18 protein-coding genes and 3 pseudogenes are annotated in these 19,161 nt (G+C 59.3%); 17 read left to right on the forward strand and 4 right to left on the reverse strand.

The window, feature by feature from the left end; genetic code table 11:
• Window positions 1-24 precede the first annotated feature (24 nt).
• On the reverse strand, window positions 25-756 hold the full coding sequence (locus tag JCM15831_RS18490; protein WP_198024307.1) for a tetratricopeptide repeat protein: 732 nt from the start codon (window positions 754-756) through the stop codon (window positions 25-27).
• A 125-nt stretch (window positions 757-881) separates the two neighbouring features.
• Between JCM15831_RS18490 and JCM15831_RS11115 the strand changes: the two genes are divergently transcribed.
• Both JCM15831_RS11115 and JCM15831_RS18495 read left to right on the forward strand, forming a co-directional pair.
• Window positions 882-1,724 (forward strand): SDR family oxidoreductase, encoded by an 843-nt coding sequence (locus tag JCM15831_RS11115; RefSeq protein ID WP_025824326.1) that lies wholly within the window; start codon window positions 882-884, stop codon window positions 1,722-1,724.
• 122 nt (window positions 1,725-1,846) lie between these two features.
• A complete protein-coding gene (locus tag JCM15831_RS18495) occupies window positions 1,847-2,911 on the forward strand; it encodes a hypothetical protein (protein WP_232228145.1) in 1,065 nt (354 codons plus the stop codon).
• Window positions 2,912-2,942: 31 nt separating this feature from the next.
• Here the strand turns inward: JCM15831_RS18495 and JCM15831_RS21935 are convergent, their stop codons facing one another.
• Window positions 2,943-3,176 carry a hypothetical protein gene (locus JCM15831_RS21935; protein ID WP_198024310.1) on the reverse strand — a complete coding sequence of 78 codons (234 nt, stop codon included), beginning with the start codon at window positions 3,174-3,176 and terminating at the stop codon, window positions 2,943-2,945.
• Window positions 3,177-3,576: 400 nt separating this feature from the next.
• Here JCM15831_RS21935 and JCM15831_RS18500 point away from each other — a divergent pair, with 400 nt between their 5' ends.
• From JCM15831_RS18500 to JCM15831_RS18510, 9 genes and pseudogenes are all read left to right on the forward strand, one after another.
• Window positions 3,577-3,966 carry a hypothetical protein gene (locus JCM15831_RS18500; RefSeq protein ID WP_306301844.1) on the forward strand — a complete coding sequence of 130 codons (390 nt, stop codon included), beginning with the start codon at window positions 3,577-3,579 and terminating at the stop codon, window positions 3,964-3,966.
• Between the two features lie 49 nt (window positions 3,967-4,015).
• A pseudogene (locus JCM15831_RS18505) lies at window positions 4,016-6,159 on the forward strand (pyrroloquinoline quinone-dependent dehydrogenase).
• A gap of 127 nt (window positions 6,160-6,286) precedes the next feature.
• Complete coding sequence (locus JCM15831_RS11135) at window positions 6,287-7,468, forward strand: glycosyltransferase family 4 protein (RefSeq protein ID WP_025824327.1); 1,182 nt, start codon at window positions 6,287-6,289, stop codon at window positions 7,466-7,468.
• Window positions 7,465-7,653 (forward strand): hypothetical protein, encoded by a 189-nt coding sequence (locus tag JCM15831_RS11140; protein ID WP_025824328.1) that lies wholly within the window; start codon window positions 7,465-7,467, stop codon window positions 7,651-7,653. The genes JCM15831_RS11135 and JCM15831_RS11140 overlap by 4 nt, the downstream gene beginning before the upstream one ends.
• A gap of 27 nt (window positions 7,654-7,680) precedes the next feature.
• Window positions 7,681-7,974, forward strand: a complete 294-nt coding sequence (locus tag JCM15831_RS11145) for a putative quinol monooxygenase (RefSeq protein ID WP_025824329.1) — start codon at window positions 7,681-7,683, stop codon at window positions 7,972-7,974.
• Window positions 7,975-8,056: 82 nt separating this feature from the next.
• Window positions 8,057-8,608, forward strand: a complete 552-nt coding sequence (dcd, locus tag JCM15831_RS11150; protein WP_025824330.1) for a dCTP deaminase — start codon at window positions 8,057-8,059, stop codon at window positions 8,606-8,608.
• Between the two features lie 267 nt (window positions 8,609-8,875).
• The gene (locus JCM15831_RS11155) at window positions 8,876-9,517 is read left to right on the forward strand and encodes a gluconate 2-dehydrogenase subunit 3 family protein (protein WP_025824331.1); all 642 of its coding nucleotides are present in this window, start codon (window positions 8,876-8,878) and stop codon (window positions 9,515-9,517) included.
• Window positions 9,514-10,008 (forward strand): hypothetical protein, encoded by a 495-nt coding sequence (locus JCM15831_RS22830; RefSeq protein ID WP_232228146.1) that lies wholly within the window; start codon window positions 9,514-9,516, stop codon window positions 10,006-10,008. The genes JCM15831_RS11155 and JCM15831_RS22830 overlap by 4 nt, the downstream gene beginning before the upstream one ends.
• A gap of 17 nt (window positions 10,009-10,025) precedes the next feature.
• Window positions 10,026-11,084: a GMC oxidoreductase gene (locus JCM15831_RS18510; RefSeq protein WP_232228147.1), complete on the forward strand. Its 1,059-nt coding sequence runs from the start codon at window positions 10,026-10,028 to the stop codon at window positions 11,082-11,084.
• A 27-nt stretch (window positions 11,085-11,111) separates the two neighbouring features.
• Here the strand turns inward: JCM15831_RS18510 and murA are convergent, their stop codons facing one another.
• Window positions 11,112-12,374 carry a UDP-N-acetylglucosamine 1-carboxyvinyltransferase gene (murA, locus tag JCM15831_RS11165; protein ID WP_025824332.1) on the reverse strand — a complete coding sequence of 421 codons (1,263 nt, stop codon included), beginning with the start codon at window positions 12,372-12,374 and terminating at the stop codon, window positions 11,112-11,114.
• Between the two features lie 107 nt (window positions 12,375-12,481).
• Complete coding sequence (locus JCM15831_RS11170; protein ID WP_025824333.1) at window positions 12,482-13,111, reverse strand: Crp/Fnr family transcriptional regulator; 630 nt, start codon at window positions 13,109-13,111, stop codon at window positions 12,482-12,484.
• A gap of 273 nt (window positions 13,112-13,384) precedes the next feature.
• Between JCM15831_RS11170 and JCM15831_RS11175 the strand changes: the two genes are divergently transcribed.
• From JCM15831_RS11175 to JCM15831_RS11195, 6 genes and pseudogenes are all read left to right on the forward strand, one after another.
• Entirely contained in the window at window positions 13,385-14,188 is an 804-nt protein-coding gene (locus JCM15831_RS11175) for an OmpW/AlkL family protein (RefSeq protein WP_025824334.1), read from the forward strand.
• A 162-nt stretch (window positions 14,189-14,350) separates the two neighbouring features.
• Window positions 14,351-16,749, forward strand: a pseudogene (locus JCM15831_RS18515) (TonB-dependent receptor).
• A gap of 131 nt (window positions 16,750-16,880) precedes the next feature.
• Window positions 16,881-17,978 carry a glycerophosphodiester phosphodiesterase family protein gene (locus JCM15831_RS11185; protein WP_025824335.1) on the forward strand — a complete coding sequence of 366 codons (1,098 nt, stop codon included), beginning with the start codon at window positions 16,881-16,883 and terminating at the stop codon, window positions 17,976-17,978.
• Window positions 17,979-18,059: 81 nt separating this feature from the next.
• Window positions 18,060-18,425 (forward strand): annotated as a pseudogene (locus JCM15831_RS24015) (HAD family hydrolase); the annotation flags it as partial.
• An 80-nt stretch (window positions 18,426-18,505) separates the two neighbouring features.
• On the forward strand, window positions 18,506-18,733 hold the full coding sequence (locus JCM15831_RS24020) for an HAD family hydrolase (RefSeq protein ID WP_232228149.1): 228 nt from the start codon (window positions 18,506-18,508) through the stop codon (window positions 18,731-18,733).
• Between the two features lie 8 nt (window positions 18,734-18,741).
• Window positions 18,742-19,140, forward strand: a complete 399-nt coding sequence (locus JCM15831_RS11195; RefSeq protein WP_025824336.1) for an NUDIX hydrolase — start codon at window positions 18,742-18,744, stop codon at window positions 19,138-19,140.
• Window positions 19,141-19,161 lie beyond the last annotated feature (21 nt).

Here is a 19,161-nt window from a genome sequence, read left to right on the forward strand (position 1 = left end):
CCGGGGATAACGCCTATCCCAGGCTCAGTTCTGATCCGGATCGGCATCCAGAACAGCTTCATCCTGACGGGCAAGATAAGCTGCCTGTCCGTCAGGGGAGAGGGCAATAACCCGATCCCAGTCCTGACGGGCCTGAGCATAGCGGGTCAGACGCGCTTCGAGGATACCCCGCTCCAGCAGGGCATCGACATCTTCGTTCTGCAAAGAGAGCGCCCGATTGACATCCTCAAGCCCTTTTTCGTTCTGACCCAGCTGACGATAGGCGTTTGCCCTGACGACCAGAGCCTGAACCAGAAACGAGTCGACGGGCGCAGCTGATTGGGCTTGCCGTGTGAGAGACCCCAGAGCTGTGATGCTCCCCTGGAAATTGCCCTGCATTGCCAGACTACGGCTGAGCAACACCCGTAAGCCCAGACGGGCAGGGTCATACGTCAAAGCCTGCCGAGCAGCGCTTTCAGCGGCCTTGCCATCTCCCGCAAGCAACCAGGCACCCGCCGCCTGTTCTGCAAATGTCTGGGAGCTATTTTTTTCACTGTGACCATTGGCAGACTCGCGGCCTCTGTCTGCCGCCGCTACCGAAGCGAGTGAGTCGTATTCCTGTGCCGCTTCGCGATAGGCGCCCAGAGCGAGATCGGCCTGCGCCAGGCATTCATGAGCGTCTCGCCCCCCTCCATGCCGTATCCAGTCCTGAGCCGTCTCCTGCACCAGATCGGGCGCATCCGGGAGAGTCCCCACGCATTGGGCTAGGTTTTGCACCGACGCGTGTCCATACGCCGTTCCCATCCACAATGCGCTTCCTATCGCCAAGGCACCAAAAGCATGTTTCATACGCTGTGATTGACGCGGCCTCGCGTCATCGGTCAAGCGCGAATGGAGCTTTCATGCCACCTCACCTTGTCATTCTGGGCCAGGGCTACTCGGCGAGTACCGTCGCCCTCCTCGCGCAGTCCCGAGGCTGGCGAGTCACGGGCACCAGACGCCAGCCCGAACAGGGCTCGCCGCTCCTGTCTTTCGACAAGGTCGGACCGGAATTACAAAACGCCACGCATGTGCTCATCAGCGCGCCCCCTGAGGAGTCGGGCGACCCTGCGCTCAATCTCTACGCTTCCGTTCTGGAAGACGCGCCCAACCTGCAATGGATCGGCTATTATTCCACGACCGGCGTTTACGGAGACCGTAACGGCGCAAGCGTCAATGAAGCGACACCTGTCGCTCCGGGCCAGACGCGCAGTCAGGCCCGCGTCAAAGCCGAGCAGGGCTGGCAGGATCTCGCACGTCGAACAGGACGAGCCTGCGACATCATGCGTCTCGGGGGTATTTATGGCCCAGGCCGCTCGGCTTTCGATACGCTGCGCGCGGGCAAGGCGCGGCTCATCGACGCGTCCGATCATCTTTTTAGCCGCATCCATCGCGATGATATCGCAGGCGCAACCCTCGCTGCGATCGACACAGCCCATGCCTGTCGCATCCTGAATTTCGTCGACGATACGCCAAGCCCTCAGGCTGCCGTCTTCGAGGAAGCGGCCCGCATCAGCGGATACCCCTTGCCGCCCCGCCTTTCTCTTGAAACGGCCTGGGAGGGGCTCAGCCCGATGGCCAGAAGCTTCTGGTCAGAACGCCGCGTGGTCGAGAGCCATGCGACGAAACTGAGCCTTCGCAGAGACTGGACTTACCCCAGCTACCGCGAGGGTCTTGCCGCGATTTTCAAAGGCGAAGATCTCTGAACCCCTGAACCGGCAAGGTTCGGCCATTTCATCATTTCTGCATGAAAAAACATTCATTCCGGGCTGGTCGCGCTGAGGAAGGATACGCTAAGCCTTGCAGACGACGCCAAGCCTTGGGGCTCATGACCATCTCACGCTTTTACCTCTTGGCCCTGCGCGCCCTGACACTCGGCCTGCTGCCCTGTCTGGTCTCCGGTTGCATCACGATCGGACCGAGCCGCCTTTCTCACGACCAGCTCGATTATTCCCGCGCCCTCGGTGAGGCCGAAAAACATGCGATGCTGCTCAACATCATCCGCATTCGCTATGCTGACCCACCAACCTTTCTCGATACGACCCAGGTCATTGCAGGATACCAGTTCAACCGCTCGGTGAATGGCGGTTTCAACGCCTTCCCGTCAGGGATCGGAAGCTATCTCTCTGGAGGAAGCACGGCGACGCTGCAGGAAAGTCCGACTTTCACCTACCAGCCGGAAACCGGTCAGCAATACGCCGAAAACGTTATCCGACCGATCTCTCCGGTTGTCATCATGCCGCTCAGCCTTGGCGGCCTCCCGATCGATACGCTGCTGCGTCTGACCGCCCAGTCGATCGACGGACTGTCGAACGTGCGCGCCCTTGGTGCCGGCCCGACAGGCGGTGGCTCTGTGCGGTTTTATCTGCTGCTGCACGATCTGCGGCAACTGCAGATCGCAGGCGCTATGACGATCCGCATCGCGACAGATGCCTCAAAGCCCCCCGTCGACCAGCCTCCGTCAGGTTCAGCCAATAAACCCTCCGGCACGCAGCCAGAACATGCCTATCTGGTTCTGACCGCCACCTCTGACCCGGCCCTCACAACAATCCAGGCCGAAGTGCGCCGCCTGCTCCACCTTGATCCCCATGCGGAAGAAGCCGAAATCGTTTACGGACCCTATCCGAAAACACCCGGACAGATCGCCATTCTCACGCGCTCGATGTTCGCCATGCTTTCCCAGATCGCCTATGAAATGGACGTCCCGGAAGAAGACATCAAAGCAGGGCGCACGCTCCCTACCATCAGCCTGTCGGTATCGAGACCCGCCCCGACGTCGTCATCCACTCAGGCAAGTCAGAGCCAGAACATAATTACGATTCGGTGCGATATCGGGGCCGTTGGTACTGGATCAACGACGACGATTTCCGCAGCAAACTCAGCTTTACCATGATGCAGATTCTCGCAGCCCTTGCTGCAACCAGTCATTCACCGGGCGCTGTCATCACGATCCCGGCTGGTTGATCCGTCTCGGGTCTCGGTAACAATCTGATCAGGCGCCCCGTCAGAGCTCGGCGTTTCCAGAGCTGGGTCCGGCCTCCACCAAGCGAATGATAATACCGCGCCATCGCGTTCTTTCCGAACGCGATGAACGGTGTGCTGTAACGCGACGGTGACCTCATTCCCTTGCAAGAAAAGACATCCGAGATGCGTTGCAAGTCTCCGTCCTTCAATCAGAGGAATTATCAACAATGATCCGAAACAACAGTAGCGCTTACGCCTTCCCTTTTTCGTAGCTCGACCTCCTCAACTTTCAGACTCGTTCTCCGCGTCCGGACGATGAGCAGATCTATCGGTGACAAAGGGAAACGATTACATTGGCAATTAAGTCCGCTCTCATAGCCTTGCGTGATCGTAAAGATATCAGGCAGTCTGAGTAGCTGGCAGACTATGCAGACCCGCAGTGCAGACAGTTTTTCACTTGTGCATTTTCGGCACTATTTCGCGATAACGAAACTACACATATCAAAAAACGTATCATACTTTTCACCAATATGTGTTGCCCTGTTCAGTCCGGCTTGAGGATAGAGGTTGCACAGTTCGTCTCTAGGAGGTTCCATGACGTCTCGTTCCCGGCCCAGACGCGTAGGCGACTGGGCAACACTGGGTCTCGCGATCCTGATCGTTCTCTTCGGCGTGATCTTCGTCGGTGGTGGTGGCTATCTTCTGAGCCTCGGTGGCTCGCCCTACTACCTGCTTTGCGGCATCGTCGTGCTTGCGTCGGGCGCTCTTATGGCCATGGGACGCCTGCTGGGCGCTATCTTTTCCTTCTCGCCTGGGCTGGCACACTCGTCTGGACCATCTACGAAAGCGGTCTGGATTTCTGGGGCTGGCTGCCACGCCTGTTTGGCCCGACGCTCATTGCCATTCTGGTGTTGCTCAGCCTGCCGGTTCTGCGTCGTCAGGATACCGTCCACCCCGTCTCACGCGGAGCCGTCTGATGCGTAAACCTGCTCTTTTTGCGGCAACCATCCTGACGGGCGTGTTCTCCGCCTCGATGGCCGTTGCCCAGATCCCTCCTTCGAACGAAACGCCGGGCGAAGACGCCACACCGGCAGCCGAAGCCCACAAGGCAGGCGCCGGACGGTTCGGAGGCCCCTCGCCCTCCGCCCCTCAGGCCCCTGGGGTCAACGCAGCCAACCTGCCTGATATTTCCGAAATCGGTGTCAATGAGCTCCCTGCCGCAGCGCCGCAGCTCGAAGCGTCGCCAGCACGCGAGGACTGGCCAGCCTATGGCCGCGATTCCAGCCAGAACCGCTATTCGCCTCTGGATCAGCTGACTCCGGCTAATGTCGGGCAGCTCAAACGTGCCTTCGTCTATCACACAGGTAGCAAGCCCGGACCGGGACAGGCGAATAAGTGGGCTGCAGAAACCACGCCGATCAAGGTGGGCAACTCGCTCTACATGTGTTCGGCCATGAACGACATGATGCGGATCGACGCCGCCACCGGCAAGGAAATCTGGCACCACCATGCCGGGGTCAAATATCAGTCGATTCCGTATACGGCAGCCTGCAAGGGCGTGACCTACTACACGTCCTCGACCGTTCCCGAAGGCCAAGCCTGCCATAACCGCATCATGGAAGCCACGCTCGATATGCGGCTCATCCAGGTCGATGCCGAGACCGGCAAGCTCTGCGAGGGCTTCGGATTTGGTGGTCAGGTCAACCTGATGCAGGGCATGGGTGAATCGGTACCGGGCTTCGTGTCGATGACCACCCCACCGCCCGTCATCAATGGCGTTGTGGTCGTCAATCACGAAGTCCTCGACGGGCAGCGCCGGTGGGCACCGTCCGGCGTGATCCGTGGTTACGACGCCGAGAGCGGCAAGTTCGTCTGGGCTTGGGATGTCAACAATCCCGACAACCATCATCAGCCTGAAGCAGGCAAGTTCTATAGCCGGGGAACTCCCAACTCCTGGGCAGCCATGACCGGTGATGACGAGCTCGGCCTCGTCTACGTCCCGACGGGCAACTCTGCGGCAGATTATTACAGCGCCATGCGGACGGACAAGGAGAACGCCGTCTCCTCCGCCATCGTCGCGCTCGACGTCAAGACCGGTGAGCCGCGCTGGGTCTTCCAGACCGCCCACAAGGATGTCTGGGACTACGATATCGGGTCGCAGGCCACCAAATTCGATTATCATCATGAGAATGGCACGGTCACCCCGGCTCTTCTGGTGCCGACCAAACGGGGTCAGACCTTTGTGCTCGACCGGGCAACCGGCAAGCCGCTTCCGGAATTCCCGGTTGTTGAAAAGCCTGCTCCAGCCAGCACCATGTCAGATGACCCGCGCAGCCCGACCCAGCCCTGGTCGCCTGCTTTCCCGCGCCTTGCTTTCCCCGATCTGAAAGAAAGCGACATGTGGGGCATGTCCCCCATCGATCAGCTTTTCTGCCGCATCAAGTTCCGCAAGGCGCGCTACGTCGGTGAGTTCACACCGCCTGCGCTCGACAAGCCGAATATCGAATATCCCGGCTATAACGGCGGCAGTGACTGGGGCAGCATGGCCTATGACCCGGAGACGGGCATCGTCATCGCGAACTGGAACTCAACGCCGATGTACGATCAGCTCATCACCCGCAAGAAAGCGGACGCGCTGGGTCTGAAGCCGATCGACAACCCCCATTTCACCTCTGGTGGCGGCGGTGCCGAGGGTAACGGTGCTCAGGCAGATACGCCTTATGGCATCGTCGTGACCCCGTTCTGGAACCAGTACACGGGCATGATGTGCAACAAGCCGCCCTACGGCATGATCGAAGCCATCGACATCAAGACCAAAAAGGTCCTCTGGTCGCGTCCCCTTGGCACGCTCGCGCCAATGGTCCGTGGAACACGCCGACAGGCCTGCCGCTCAATATCGGTACGCCAAATAATGGTGGCTCCGTCATCACCAAGGGCGGTCTCGTCTTTGTTGCGGCTGCAACCGATAACCAGATCCGTGCCATCGACATCAAGACAGGCAAGGATGTGTGGTCTGACGTGCTGCCGGGCGGTGGTCAGGCAAACCCGATGACTTATGAAGTCAACGGCAAGCAATATGTCGCCATCATGGCTGGCGGTCACCACTTCATGATGACGCCGGTCACCGATCAGCTCGTTGTCTACGCTCTGCCCGAAACGGCAGACCAGAAACACTGAGAGTCGAACCAGTAAACATCACTGCATGACCTGATGAAGGGCCGGGGTAAACACCCTCCGGCCCTTTTTTATTGAGAGCGCTTTCTTTCCTCTCCCTGAGTGCCTCGCTTCATGCTACCGGCAACGCATGTCGCGTCTCTGCCCCAACATCCTGCAAGTTCTTCCGGCCCTGGGCACGGGAGGGATCGAGCAGGGCACAGTGGAAATGGCTGAGGCGATCATTGCCGCAGGCGGACGCGCCTTCGTTGCCGGAGCCACCGGCTCTCTCGTACCCAAACTGCTCTCATTAGGCGCGCGCCATATCGACTTGCCTCTTGGACAGAAATCGCCCTTCGCCATCAGGCGCAATGCCAAGTCCCTGATACAGCTTATCCGCAATGAACGGATCGATCTCGTCCATGCCCGCTCGCGTGCGCCTGCATGGGCAGCATGGCATGCGACCCGCCGTACGGGAACCCCCTTCATCACCACCTGGCACGGCGTACACAAAGCCGGCTTTCCGGGGAAGAAACGCTATAATTCCGTTCTGGCACGCGGCGCACGTGTCATTGCCATCAGCGAGTATATCGCCACCCGGCTGAGAGATGAGTATGCCGTCGGCACGGACCGCCTGCGTCTCATCCCCCGCGGCGCTGATATGACCCGCTTCGATCCGGCCCAGCTTCTCGGCCCCCGCATGCAAACCCTTGCCGAGCAATGGCAGGTCAACCCCGGCGAGCCGATCGTCATGCTGCCCGGACGACTCACACGCTGGAAAGGGCAGTTGCTGCTCATCAAGGCGATGGTTCATCTGCAAGCGTTGATGCCCGGTCCATGGGTCTGCGTCCTGGTCGGCCCCGCAGACCCCAAAGACCGCTACGTGCAGGAAATCGAAGAGACAGCGCGACGTCTCGGCCTGCAAGACCGTCTGCGTTTTGCCGGATTATGCCAGGATATGCCTGCGGCCTATGCGCTGGCCGATGTCGTGGCCGTTCCCTCCCTCCGCCCCGAGCCCTTCGGGCGGGTCGTGATCGAGGCGCAGGCGATGGGACGGCCTGTCGTGGTCTCGGCCCAGGGTGGCGCCATGGAAACGGTCATCCCCTACCGAACAGGTCTGCTCATCCCACCGGATGACGCCAATGCTCTTGCCGACGCGCTCTGCCAGCTTCTGACCCTCTCGGAAGGCGCGCGCGACCTGCTGGCCGAGACCGCCCGCCATCACATTGCTGAAACCTACACCACCCGGCAGATGCAAACGGCCACGCTAGCTGTCTATGATGAGCTGCTCGGTGGTTGTCTGTCAGACCGCTTTCTGGAAACCTGCACATGACCACGCCCTCACCGCCGCATCTGACCGGAAAAGCGCAAGCCGATCTGGAAAAACGTCAGGCACGCGAGGCCGCCGCCTTGCGCGCCAATCTTCTGCGCCGCAAGGCACAGGTGCGCAATCGCGCCGTCAAGGCACCCGAAGATCAGGAAGCGCAGGACTCACCGCAACCTGCCTCGTCTTCCTGATCCCTCTCTCCTGAAAGGAACAATTTCATGTCCAAGGTTCTTTATGCGACCATGCGTGCCCTGCCCGGCAAGCGCGAGGAAATCGCCCGTCTGCTCACCGCCCTGGCAGATGATGTGCGAAATGAGCCCGGGAATGAGCGCTTTGTCGTCTACACGCTTCAGGACGACCCCGATTTCTTCCATGTTGAAGAGACCTATCGTGATGAAGACGCTTTCAAGGCCCATATGGGCATGGAGCATGGCCGGGTTTTCAACGATGCCATCAAAACCCTGGTTGAAGGCGGCGGCTCCAAGGTCGTTTTCCTGACCCACATCGCCTGACATCGTTCCACGGTTTGCAGAGCCGGGGTCCTGACGCTAGACCTGCAAACCGTCCCTTTCTCACCGTACTGGAAATGTCGCCATGCCCATCATGCCAGATAGCTGGATCCGTCAAATGGCCCAGGAAAAGGGCATGATCGAACCGTTCGTCGAAGCCCAGAAACGCGAAGGCGTCATCTCCTACGGCCTGTCTTCCTACGGATACGACGCCCGCGTCGGTGAAGATTTCAAGATCTTCACCGATGTCGACAATGCCGTTGTCGACCCAAAAAACTTCGCGGCTAACAGCTTCGTCACCCGCACGGGAGACATCACGATCCCGCCCAACAGCTTTGCCCTCGCTCATACGATCGAATATTTCCGCATCCCTCGCGATGTGCTCGTCGTTTGCCTGGGTAAGTCCACTTATGCGCGATGCGGCATCATCGTGAACGTGACCCCGCTCGAACCCGAATGGGAAGGTCAGGTCACGATCGAGATCAGCAACACCACCAAACTGCCCGCACGCATCTATGCCAATGAAGGCATCTGTCAGTTCCTGTTCTTCCAGGGCGCCTCGCCTTGCGAAATCAGCTACGCAGATCGGGCTGGGAAATACATGAACCAGTCAGGCGTCACGACGCCCCGCCTCTAAGGCAACCTTCAGAGCTGGCATCCCTCCCCGTTTCAGAAGCTCTCCGGCTTCTGGAACGGGCGCGAGGAACGGATTTGGATGCCCCTTTGGGGGGCAGACCGTCCCCTACCCAAATACCCACTTTCGAAGCCTTTTCCCTGACAGGGTTGAACACCTTCTGAAGATGATTTTGAGAAGCATTCTCAAAGACTTACCCCGAGGCCCGCAAAGGCAACTTTAAGGGGGGCGGGCATGTTAGAAGCCCCATCACGGTTTTGGGAATGCACCATGAGCCAGTCTTCACAGCCCCCTGCTATCGAGCCGGATTATCTGGCGCTCCTCGACTCCGATCGTATCTCGGGGCGCACCCGACAGGTCATGGAAGAGCGCGCCCAGACCAGCGATGCGGATTATAAACCACGTCACCTTTCGCCCACCGCCTATGAAGTCCTCATTGCTCTGGCGACGCGGGTCTTGCCGCAATCATCGGTCTTGCCTGAGGCGACCATCAATCTCGCCGCGCGCATCGACGCCCGTCTCGGTACGCCGGGCGATGGCTGGCGTTTCGCCACCCTTCCCCCTGACCGTGAAGCCTATGAGCTGGCGCTTACCGGCATCGACAAGCAGGCACAACACCGCGATGGGTCAGCGTTCAAGGATCTGAGCCCTGAGCAGCAGGACGCGCTGATCCACGTCATGGCCGATGGAGAGCTGGCCACGGACTCCCTCGACGCGACGCAAATGCAATCCTGGTTTGGCGATCTGCGCGCCGATTGCGTGCAGATCTTCATCAGCCACCCTGCGGTTCAGGCCCAGCTCGGGATCGATGCGGTCTTCAATGGCGGTGACGGCGTTTTTCAGGGTTTTGTGAAAATGGGTGAAGGTGTCAGCGAAGACTGGGAACCTGCCGGCAAGGAATTGGATCGATGAACACACGTCGCTTTGACGATCACGAAGTGGTCGATGTCGTCGTTGTCGGCACCGGCGCCGGCGGTGCTCCTCTTTTATCGGAGCTCGCGCGAGCCGGGCTGAAAGTGGTCGCCCTTGAGGCTGGCCCTCGCTTCGACCCGAAACAGCATACGCCTGACGAGGCAACTGCCTCCGAAATCTACTGGCTCGAGGAACGTCTCTCCGGCGGCAATAACCCGATGGCCTTCGGCGGTAATAACAGCGGCACCGGCGTGGGCGGCTCAATGCTGCATTTTGGCGCTTCATGCCCCGCCTCGACCCGCGTGACCTCCGCCTTCACTCCGAGACCGGCAAAGGCGTCGACTGGCCTTTCGATTTCGAAACGCTGCGTCCCTATGTCGAGAGGGTCGAGCGGGAGATCGGCGTTTCGGGTCCGGAAAACTATCCCTGGGATCCAGAGCGCCGCTACGCCTATCCGCCGCCGCAGCGCAATGGTGCCGCTAACGCGATGATCCGCGGATGCGATGCCTTGGGCATTCGTAACGCCGATGGCCCCACCGCGTTGATCACGCGCGACTGGGGCGACCGCAAGGCCTGTGTCGGCTGCGGTGCGTGTCATCAAGGTTGTCGTAATGGCGCCAAATCGGGAACTGACGTCACCTACCTCCCTCTTGCCGTTTCGGCAGGCGCGGAAATTCGTCCGAACTGCTTCGTTCATGGCATCGAACGGGACTCGTCAGGTCGCGTCACAGCGGTCGTCTATCAGGAGAACGGACAGGACCGTAAACAGCGCTGCGCTGCACTCGTTCTGGCTGCTGGAGCGGTGGAGACTGCCCGCCTCTTGCTGCATACCGGGCTTGCCAACCGCAGCGGTCAGGTCGGGCGCAATTACATGGCGCATATCTCGACCCAGGTCTGGGGGCGCTTCGATGAGATCATCCGCCCCAACAAGGGCTATCCGTCACTGACCCTCACCGAAGACATGATGCGTCCCAAAGACGCGGATTTCGTTGGCGGTTATCTGATACAGTCTCTGGGCATGATGCCGCTGACCTGGGCAACAGGCGTCGCTCGAGGCCGCGGTCTGTGGGGCGAGGCGCTGACACGATATCTACGCGGCTATAACTATATGGCGGGCATCGGCGCGCATGGCGACTGCCTGCCCTATGAGGGCAATCTGGTTACCCTGTCTGACGAGATCGGCCGAGCCGGGGTGCCCAAGCCGAAGATCAATTTCAGCTATGGTCAGAATGAACAGGCCATGCACGAACATATGGCACGCACCATGACAGCCATCTGGGAAGCCGCAGGCGCCAAGGACATCTGGTCCATGGATCGTGCCGCCCACATGATCGGCACTTGCCGCATGGGGACCGATCCGGACGACTCAGTCGTCGATCCTGTCGGTCGTAGCCATGACATCGATAATCTCTGGATCAGCGATCACTCGATTTTTCCGAGTGCTACAGCGGCCAATCCGGCCCTCGCCATCATGGCGCTCAGCTCCGCACCGCAGAGGCAATCAAGGCGGGATAACTCTCGCGGGGCTTTACGCCCCGCGCCCGCAGGACTGGGCGAGCCCCTTTGACAGGGATCAGGGCGAAACGCCTGATCCTTATTCCCGGATACGCTCGATGTCAGCGCCCACGGCCGAAAGCTTGCGATCAACGGCTTCGTAACCCCGATCGAGGTGATAGATGCGGCTGAGTGTCGTCTCACCTTGCGCACCGAGACCCGCAAGAATCAGCGAAAACGACGCACGCAGATCGGTGGCCATGACAGGCGCACCAGACAGATGATCGACGCCACGGATAATGGCGGACGAGCCATGCACGTTGACGCGTGCCCCCATACGATTGAGTTCCGGCACGTGCATGAAGCGGTTTTCGAAGATGGTCTCCGTCACCATGGAGGCCCCTTCAGCAACCGCCAGCATGGCCATGAACTGGGCCTGCATGTCTGTCGGGAAACCAGGATAGGGTTCGGTCATGATATCCACGCCCTTGAGCGCTCCGGTGCGGCGCACGCGGATGGCATTTTCCTCTTCCAAGACTTCGACACCCGCCTCTTCGAGCGTTCTGACAACGGCACCCAGATCGCGCACACGACCGCCGATCAGGCGCAGATCGCCTCCGGTGATACCCGCCGCACAGGCATAAGTGCCACATTCGATGCGGTCGGCCATGATCGCGTGCTCGGCGCCGGTCAGCGCCTCAACCCCGTCAATAACGAGGGTGCCGGTGCCCGCGCCGGCAATACGCGCGCCCATGCGATTGAGACACTCAACCAGATCGCCAATCTCCGGCTCGCGCGCCGCATTGACGATCTCGGTCCGTCCCTTAGCCAAAGTCGCTGCCATCAGGAGATTTTCTGTCGCGCCAACTGAGGCGAACGGCAGAAGAATACGATCGCCAACCAGCCCGCCGGGCGCGCTCGCATTGATGTAGCCATTTTCGAGCCTGATCTTGGCACCGAGGGTTTCAAGCCCCTTCAGATGCAGATCGACCGGACGCGTACCGATGGCGCACCCACCGGGAAGAGACACGCGCGCCTCGTGAGCGCGGGCCAGAAGCGGGCCGAGCACAAGAATTGACGCGCGCATTTTCGACACGATGTCGTAAGGCGCCTCAACCGAGGTAATGTCTCCGCCGATGGAAAGGGTCCGCCCGTCCGCATCGACCGGATCCGCCGCAATGCCATGCTGCCGCAGCAGGGTCTGCATGGTCTCGATATCGGCAATTTTTGGGACATTCGACAGAATGAGCCGCTCGGACGTCAGAAGCCCCGCGACCATGAGTTTGAGACCGGCATTCTTGGCGCCGCCGATCACGATCTCGCCTTCAAGACGCCTGCCGCCACGTATAATGAAACGGTCCATGATCTGTCGCTCCTGAAGGATATGGCTCTCGCGGGAAAGGTTCTTCTCTCCCGCGTCATCATGCGACGTCAAGGCATCAATTGGGCAGATCGGAGAAGGTCTGAAAATCAGCCGCCGCGCGCCAGAATCTCCAGAGCTGGCAAGTCGTTCAGGGTAATTTGCGTCACCTGAGCAATCGAGATCAGTTTCTCCCGCTGCAAGGCATTGAGCGTACGACTGACAGTCTCGATGGTGAGGCCGAGATAATCCGCAATATCGGTACGACTCATGGGGAGCTGGGTCACCCTTGCCTTGGTAAGGGAGCGCTGATGCTGTTCGAGAAGGAAGCTTGCCAGACGCTCCCGCGCCGTCTTTCGACCTAAAAGCAGCATGCTTTTCTGAGCCTGCACCAGCTCACACGACGCTTCTTCCATTAAACGGTTTTCAAGCTTGGGAAATTCCCGTCTCAGCGTGCTCAGTCCTGTGCGCGAAAAACGGCAGAGCGACAGCGGCCCCAGTGCTTCGGCACTGAACGCATAGGTGGCGCCGCTCGCGAGCCCGAGAAAGTTTCCCGATTGCGCAAAACCGGTAATCTGACGGCGCCCGTCTGGCATCAACGCGAAGAGTTTGGCGTGACCCGAAGTAACGATGAAAAAATCACTCGCTGCCTCGCCTTCCTGAATGAACGTCTTACCTGACGTTATCACAAGTCTGTGAGAGTACTGATCGAGGAGGCTCATGTGTTCAGGGTCGATCACAGAACAAATGCTTCGTGATCGTGCCTCACAATGAAGGCACTGCGCGCAGGTGCCGCAAGGTCCGATCGCAGTGATACTGTCCCTCATCTGGACAACCATAATGAACCTGATCCTTTATCTATACTCTAATCTTCTATTTATTAAAAATAATACATAAACCGTTGCCCAATCCCCACAGTCATTATCAGCTTTACGCTATCTTGATATGGATCAAGGCACGTCATCATAGCGCGTGGTGAGTGTGCGTCACTGTTTTAATAACGGATGGCGTCGATGAAGATCTCTTGCAAAATGACTACCGCGCTACTGACCGGCTTTGTTGCTGCCGCCTTCGCAACCCCGAACGCGCAGGCACAGTCTGCCCCTGTCGTGAACGCTCCCGTTTCCACGAATATGGTGCTCGCCCCACAGGCACAGGCCATGGCCGCCCCCCGTTCGTCCAGCGACACATGCGGCTTGTTCAAGACATGCTCCAGCACCAAGATCGGTCTGGGCAAAGGCGATTTCATTATCCGCCTGTCAGCTCTTGGCGTCCTGCCACAGGATCGTGACAGCAAGGTCTGGTTAAATGGTGCAGCCATCCCCGGTCGCATCAAGGCGACCAATCAGGTCATGCCGGAACTCACTTTCGAGTATTTCTTCACCGATCACCTCTCGATCGATCTGATCGCCGCCAGCACACGCCATGAAGTCGCGGCCAAAGGCACACCGCTTGGCAATATCGATATCGGCAGCGCCTGGGCTCTCCCCCCGACACTCACGCTTGCATGGCATTTCCGCCCCCATAAGCGCTTCAATCCTTATGTGGGCGTCGGTGCGACACTGGCCTGGTTCCACAACGTCTCACCTGCTGGCGGATTGGTGCAAAAGCTTAATGTCGGCATGACGGGCGGTCCCTCGGTCAATGTCGGCTTCGATTATCAGCTCGTCGGCAACTGGTTCTTCAATATGGATGCCAAGCAGATGTTCCTGCGCATGCATGCCTGGGCCAATGACCGCGGGTCGGGCGCTTTCATCAAGGCTCATGACTCCCTCGACCCGACAGTGGTCGGTGCCGGTATCGAATACCGCTTCTGACCTTCCCTCTCCGGGAAGAATGCAAAAAGGTCGCCCAAAGCCCGGGCGGCCTTTTTTGTTCATCAATCTGTAATGGGCAAATCACCGAAGCTTCACACACCGTAACGAACTCTCCGCATAGGGTGCGCCGCAATTCGGCCTCCGTTAAAGGAAAGTTTACCAATGAAGCTCTGCAAACAGCGCCTCGGTCTTACGCTGTCTCTCTTCTGCTCTCCTTTAGCTCTGGTCAGCGCTCAGGCGAGCGCGGCAGAGGCCACACCTCATTCAGCTCCGACCCATCGGAGCAGCACCCCGACGCCCAAGGCGAAGGCCCTCGTCTCGAACGCCCCGGCAGAACAGATCATCGCAACCGCTCGTCGCTCGCGTTCCGAGCAAAGCGTCAGTCACACTCAGTTGCAGCGTATCCTTCCGGGCCTGAGCCCGCTCAAAGCGCTCCAGATCCTGCCGGGTGTCGTCTTCAACAACGCTGATCCCTGGGGCAATAACGAGCAGAACTCGTCGCTCTTTATCCATGGCTTCAACCAGAATCAGCTCGGCTACACGCTCGATGGTATTCCGCTGGGCGATCAGGCCTACGGAAACTATAACGGTCTGTCACCGCAGCGCGCTGTCATCAGCGAAAACATCGGCAATGCGACCGTCGCAACCGGGTCGGGCTCGCTCGGCACGGCTTCCACCTCGAACCTCGGCGGTACGCTGCTCTTCTCGTCGCAGGACCCCAAGGAGAAGATGGGTGGCCAGCTGGGCCAGACTTTCGGCAGCTTCTCGACGTTCCGCACCTTTGCACGGTTCGATACCGGCAATTTCGGCAACGGCAATTCAGCCTATATTTCCTGGGCACGTCAGGACGCCAGAGCCTGGGATTTCGCCGGTCATCAGGGCGGCAATCAGGTCAATGCCAAGTTCGTGCACAAGGGCAGCAAGGACAAGATTACCTATTTCTTCGACTGGTCGGACAAGGTCGAACCCAATGAAGACGGCATCGTGCTGCCCGCCGGATATGGCACTTATGTGCGTCCGTTCACCTACCCGGACTTCAACTACGCCAAGTCTTATCTGAACTCGCCTGCATATACGAAGGCCGGTCTCAACTACCGCAACTACTTCTCCGCCGCGCAGCGTCAGGACTTCCTGACCTATCTGTCATGGCAGCACGACTTCAATTCCAATCTGCATTGGGACAACAAGTTCTACTACCATCACAATCTCGGTGAAGGCATCGTTGCTGGTCCGATCACCGCGGCAGGCCTGCCGACCCTGTTCGGCGCCTACTTCCCCAATCAGAGCGCCAGCCAGCTGAGCAATGTGTTCGGCGGCTCGGGCTATGCCACACGCACCACCGAATACTGGGATAACCGCGGCGGTCTGCTCTCGACACTCCGCTACAAGCTCGGCCATCACGATCTTGAGGTCGGGGGCTGGTACGAGCGCAACAACAACACCCAGGCGCGCCGCTGGTACCCGCTGGATGTGAATAACCCGACAACGCCTTACGAGCGCCAGCAAGGCGCGCTCATCAAGCAGTACACGAACTATTTCTATACAAATACCTTCGTGACCCATCTGCAGGATAGCTGGAAAGTCTCCAAGAACTTCACGCTGTCAGCCGGATTCAAGTCCGAGCTGGTTTACACCAACGGCACGCTGCCCGTTGCCGGCAAGAAGGGGTCGCTTTCCCCCGCCACAGCCGTCACCGTGCCCGGCGGCACGATCGATGCGGTCAAGCCGTTCCTGCCGTCATTCGGTGCGCTGTGGAACATCACGCCCAACGAGCAGTGGTTTGCCAATATCCAGCAGAACATGCGCTCCTATCAGAACGCCGGTTACGGCAATGCCACACCCTGGGGTGCGACCAGCCAGGCTGCATTCGATGACTTCAAGAAGAACGGCAAGGTCGAAACCTCGTGGACCTATGAAACGGGTCTGCGTACCCATCACCGTGTGAACCTCGGCCCGCTTAGCGATATCTCTGCTCAGGCCGAATACTACCACGTCCACTTCTCGAACCGTCTCGTGGCGATTGCCACAACCCAGACCCTGTCTTCCATCATCGGCTCGGCAACGACGCTCGCCAATGTGGGATCGGTCACCACCGACGGTATGGATTTCTCGTTCACCGCGCAGTTCGGCCCGCATTTCTCCCTGTATAACGGCCTGTCGTATAACAAGTCGGTCTATAACGATAACTACGCCTCGGGCACCTCAACCATCCGCATCGCCGGGAAAAACGTTGCAGGTCAGCCTGACTGGACAGAGAAGTTTGTCGCCACGACCAACTGGGGCAATTTCTACGGTCAGTTCATCGGCGATGTCATGGGCAAGCGCTACACGACATACACCAATGATCTCTGGCTTCGCCGGTTACGCAGTTCAGCATGAATGCTGGTTATACCTTCCATGGTATCCCCCATATTCCTGCCCTGCACGTTCAGGGTAACATCACCAACCTGACCAACACCCGCGGCTGGTCCACGGTCAGCACCAACCAGACTTCGGGTCAGTTCACTGCCTATCCTGTCGCTCCGCGCATGTATTTCCTGACTGTCAGCGCCAACTGGTAATTCTGCCCCTTCAGGAGCAGACTCAACTCCCGATCCGCCAGGATCGGGAAACCTGCCCCGAACCCCTGCCTAGACAATCATAAATCCGGCTCATCGCCGCCCCGCCCGGAGGACACTCCAGGAGAGCCGATATGCTTTCTCGTCGTCACGCCCTGTTCCTCGGTATGGCCGGGATCTGCTCACCCGCCTTCGCGGCTCCCTCTCTGGCACCCAAACCTCTCGTCTTTTCCCATCGTGGCGCCTCGGCTCTGAGGCCTGAGCACACGCTGGCCTCCTATGCCAAGGCCATGGTCGATGGTGCCGATTACATCGAGCCCGATCTGGTCATGACAAAAGACGGCGTGCTGATCGTGCGCCATGAGAGCAACATCGCCGATACCACCGATGTGGCCTCACATCCCGAATTCGCCTCGCGCAAGCGCAGCCTGACCATTGATGGTCAGAAGGAAACCGGCTGGTTCACAACCGATTTCACGCTCGCTGAGCTCAAGACCCTACGTGCCAAGGAGCGCCTGCCGCAGCTCCGCCCGCATAACACACGTTATGATGGGCATTTCGATGTCCCGACCTTCGAAGAAGTCATCGATTTCGTCGCTGCTGAATCGGCGGCTCGTGGCAAGGTGTTCGGCCTGATCCCCGAGATCAAGAACTCCACCCATTTCCACGCCCTCGGTCTCGACCCGGAAACCGCATTCCTGCGGACCATCGCGGCCCATAACTACACACGTCAGGCACCGCTCGAGCTGCAGTCTTTTGAAACCGGCAATCTCAAGGCCATTGGCCAGAAGACCCGCGAGATCAATCCTCAGGCGCGGGTCATGTTCCTGATGGGCGAGCCCGGACAGACACCTCCCGATCTGCTCGGCAAGAGCAACGCCAGGACCTTTGGTGATTTCATGAAGCCCGAGGGGCTCCGGGAAGTGCGCCGCTTTGCTGACGTCATCGGTCCGTCGAACACGGATCTTATCCCGCGCAAGCCCGATGGCTCCTGGGGGACGCCAACCACACTCATCTCCGATGCCCATGAGGCCGGACTGCTGGTCCATTCCTACACGGCACGGCCGGAAAACTACTGCCTGCCGAAAGAGCTGCGCGATGGCGGGGCGCTCAATGCCCGCAATCCAAAGGGCATGATTGCCGAAGTGAAACGCTATCTCGATATGGGTCTGGACGGGTTCTTCACGGATGATCCAGCCCTTGGACGTCTCGCGGTCGACACGCCGGGTTGATCGCTCGTCAGCTTGCCTGAGTTAGAGGGGTCATGCAGGGTCGGCATCCTGTGTGACCCGTTTTCATGATGGAGAAGTCTCTTGGCCGAGCATGATCTTTTTCCCGGTAAATCCTTCGACGCCTTCCTGTTCGACATGGACGGCACCATCCTGACATCGATTATCGCTGCGGAGCGGGTATGGACCCTCTGGGCTCAGAAACACGGTCTGGACGTCGCCAAATTTCTGCCCACCATTCATGGCGTACAGACGATCGAAACCATCCGTCGCCAGAAACTGCCGGGCGTCGACCCGGTCGCAGAAGCACACTGGATCACCAGCCGTGAGCTGGAAGATACGCAAGGCATCGACCCCATTCCCGGTGCAACGGCCTTTCTGAAAAGCCTGCCCGAAGATCGTTGGGCAATCGTCACCTCGGCCTCTCGCGATCTTGCCCTCAAGCGTATCCAGATCGCTGGCCTGCCTCTGCCGAAAATCCTCATCACGCTGAAGATGCGCCGAACGGCAAACCGGCCCCCGACTGTTTTGTGCTTGGCGCACAGCGTCTGGGTTTCGAAGCCAAAAACTGCGCCGTCTTCGAAGATGCTCCTGCCGGAATTCAGGCTGGTGAGGCCGCAAACGCAAGCGTTGTGGTCATCACCGCCACACACAAGCATCAAATCGAAATCTCTCACCCAGCCGTGCCCGGCTATGACGCGCTCAAGGCGCAGCAAAATGGCGACGGACGTCTGAGCATTCTGGGCAGCACACGCTGACACCAACGATGTCAGTCATTTATATTGCGGCGGCCCTCCTTCACGACAAGGCAGGGCGGCTGCTTCTCGTGCGCAAGCAGGGCACCAAGGCTTTCATGCAGCCGGGTGGCAAGATTGAGCCAGGCGAAACCCCGGTGCGGGCTCTTATCCGGGAGCTGAGCGAAGAACTCGCCCTGCATGCAGACCCGGACTCATGCCGCTATCTCACACAAATCGAGGCACCGGCAGCCAATGAGCCGGGCTGTACGGTCCGGGCTGAGCTTTTTGCCCTGCGCTGGACAGGGCGTGTCACCGCTGCAGCAGAGATTGCCGAAGCGCGTTGGGTAACACCTGACGAGGCACGCTCCCTGACTCTCGCCCCCCTGACACGCGATTGCGTTTTGCCCTTATGTCCCTGCAACTCTTGAAAAAAGAGCCGGGCATTTCTA

The organism is Asaia astilbis JCM 15831 (assembly GCF_000613845.1).
Taxonomy (GTDB): Bacteria; Pseudomonadota; Alphaproteobacteria; order Acetobacterales; family Acetobacteraceae; genus Asaia; species Asaia astilbis.

Excerpts from the sequence above, each read along its gene's own strand:
- JCM15831_RS11115 (WP_025824326.1), top strand. The coding sequence starts at position 882 with ATGCCACCTCACCTTGTCATTCTGGGCCAGGGCTACTCGGCGAGTACC.
- murA (WP_025824332.1), bottom strand. The coding sequence starts at position 12,374 with ATGGACCGTTTCATTATACGTGGCGGCAGGCGTCTTGAAGGCGAGATC.
- JCM15831_RS18495 (WP_232228145.1), top strand. The coding sequence starts at position 1,847 with ATGACCATCTCACGCTTTTACCTCTTGGCCCTGCGCGCCCTGACACTC.
- JCM15831_RS22830 (WP_232228146.1), top strand. The coding sequence starts at position 9,514 with ATGAACACACGTCGCTTTGACGATCACGAAGTGGTCGATGTCGTCGTT.
- JCM15831_RS11140 (WP_025824328.1), top strand. The coding sequence starts at position 7,465 with ATGACCACGCCCTCACCGCCGCATCTGACCGGAAAAGCGCAAGCCGAT.
- JCM15831_RS11145 (WP_025824329.1), top strand. The coding sequence starts at position 7,681 with ATGTCCAAGGTTCTTTATGCGACCATGCGTGCCCTGCCCGGCAAGCGC.
- JCM15831_RS11155 (WP_025824331.1), top strand. The coding sequence starts at position 8,876 with ATGAGCCAGTCTTCACAGCCCCCTGCTATCGAGCCGGATTATCTGGCG.
- JCM15831_RS18500 (WP_306301844.1), top strand. The coding sequence starts at position 3,577 with ATGACGTCTCGTTCCCGGCCCAGACGCGTAGGCGACTGGGCAACACTG.
- JCM15831_RS11135 (WP_025824327.1), top strand. The coding sequence starts at position 6,287 with ATGTCGCGTCTCTGCCCCAACATCCTGCAAGTTCTTCCGGCCCTGGGC.
- JCM15831_RS11195 (WP_025824336.1), top strand. The coding sequence starts at position 18,742 with ATGTCAGTCATTTATATTGCGGCGGCCCTCCTTCACGACAAGGCAGGG.
- JCM15831_RS11185 (WP_025824335.1), top strand. The coding sequence starts at position 16,881 with ATGCTTTCTCGTCGTCACGCCCTGTTCCTCGGTATGGCCGGGATCTGC.
- dcd (WP_025824330.1), top strand. The coding sequence starts at position 8,057 with ATGCCCATCATGCCAGATAGCTGGATCCGTCAAATGGCCCAGGAAAAG.
- JCM15831_RS11175 (WP_025824334.1), top strand. The coding sequence starts at position 13,385 with ATGAAGATCTCTTGCAAAATGACTACCGCGCTACTGACCGGCTTTGTT.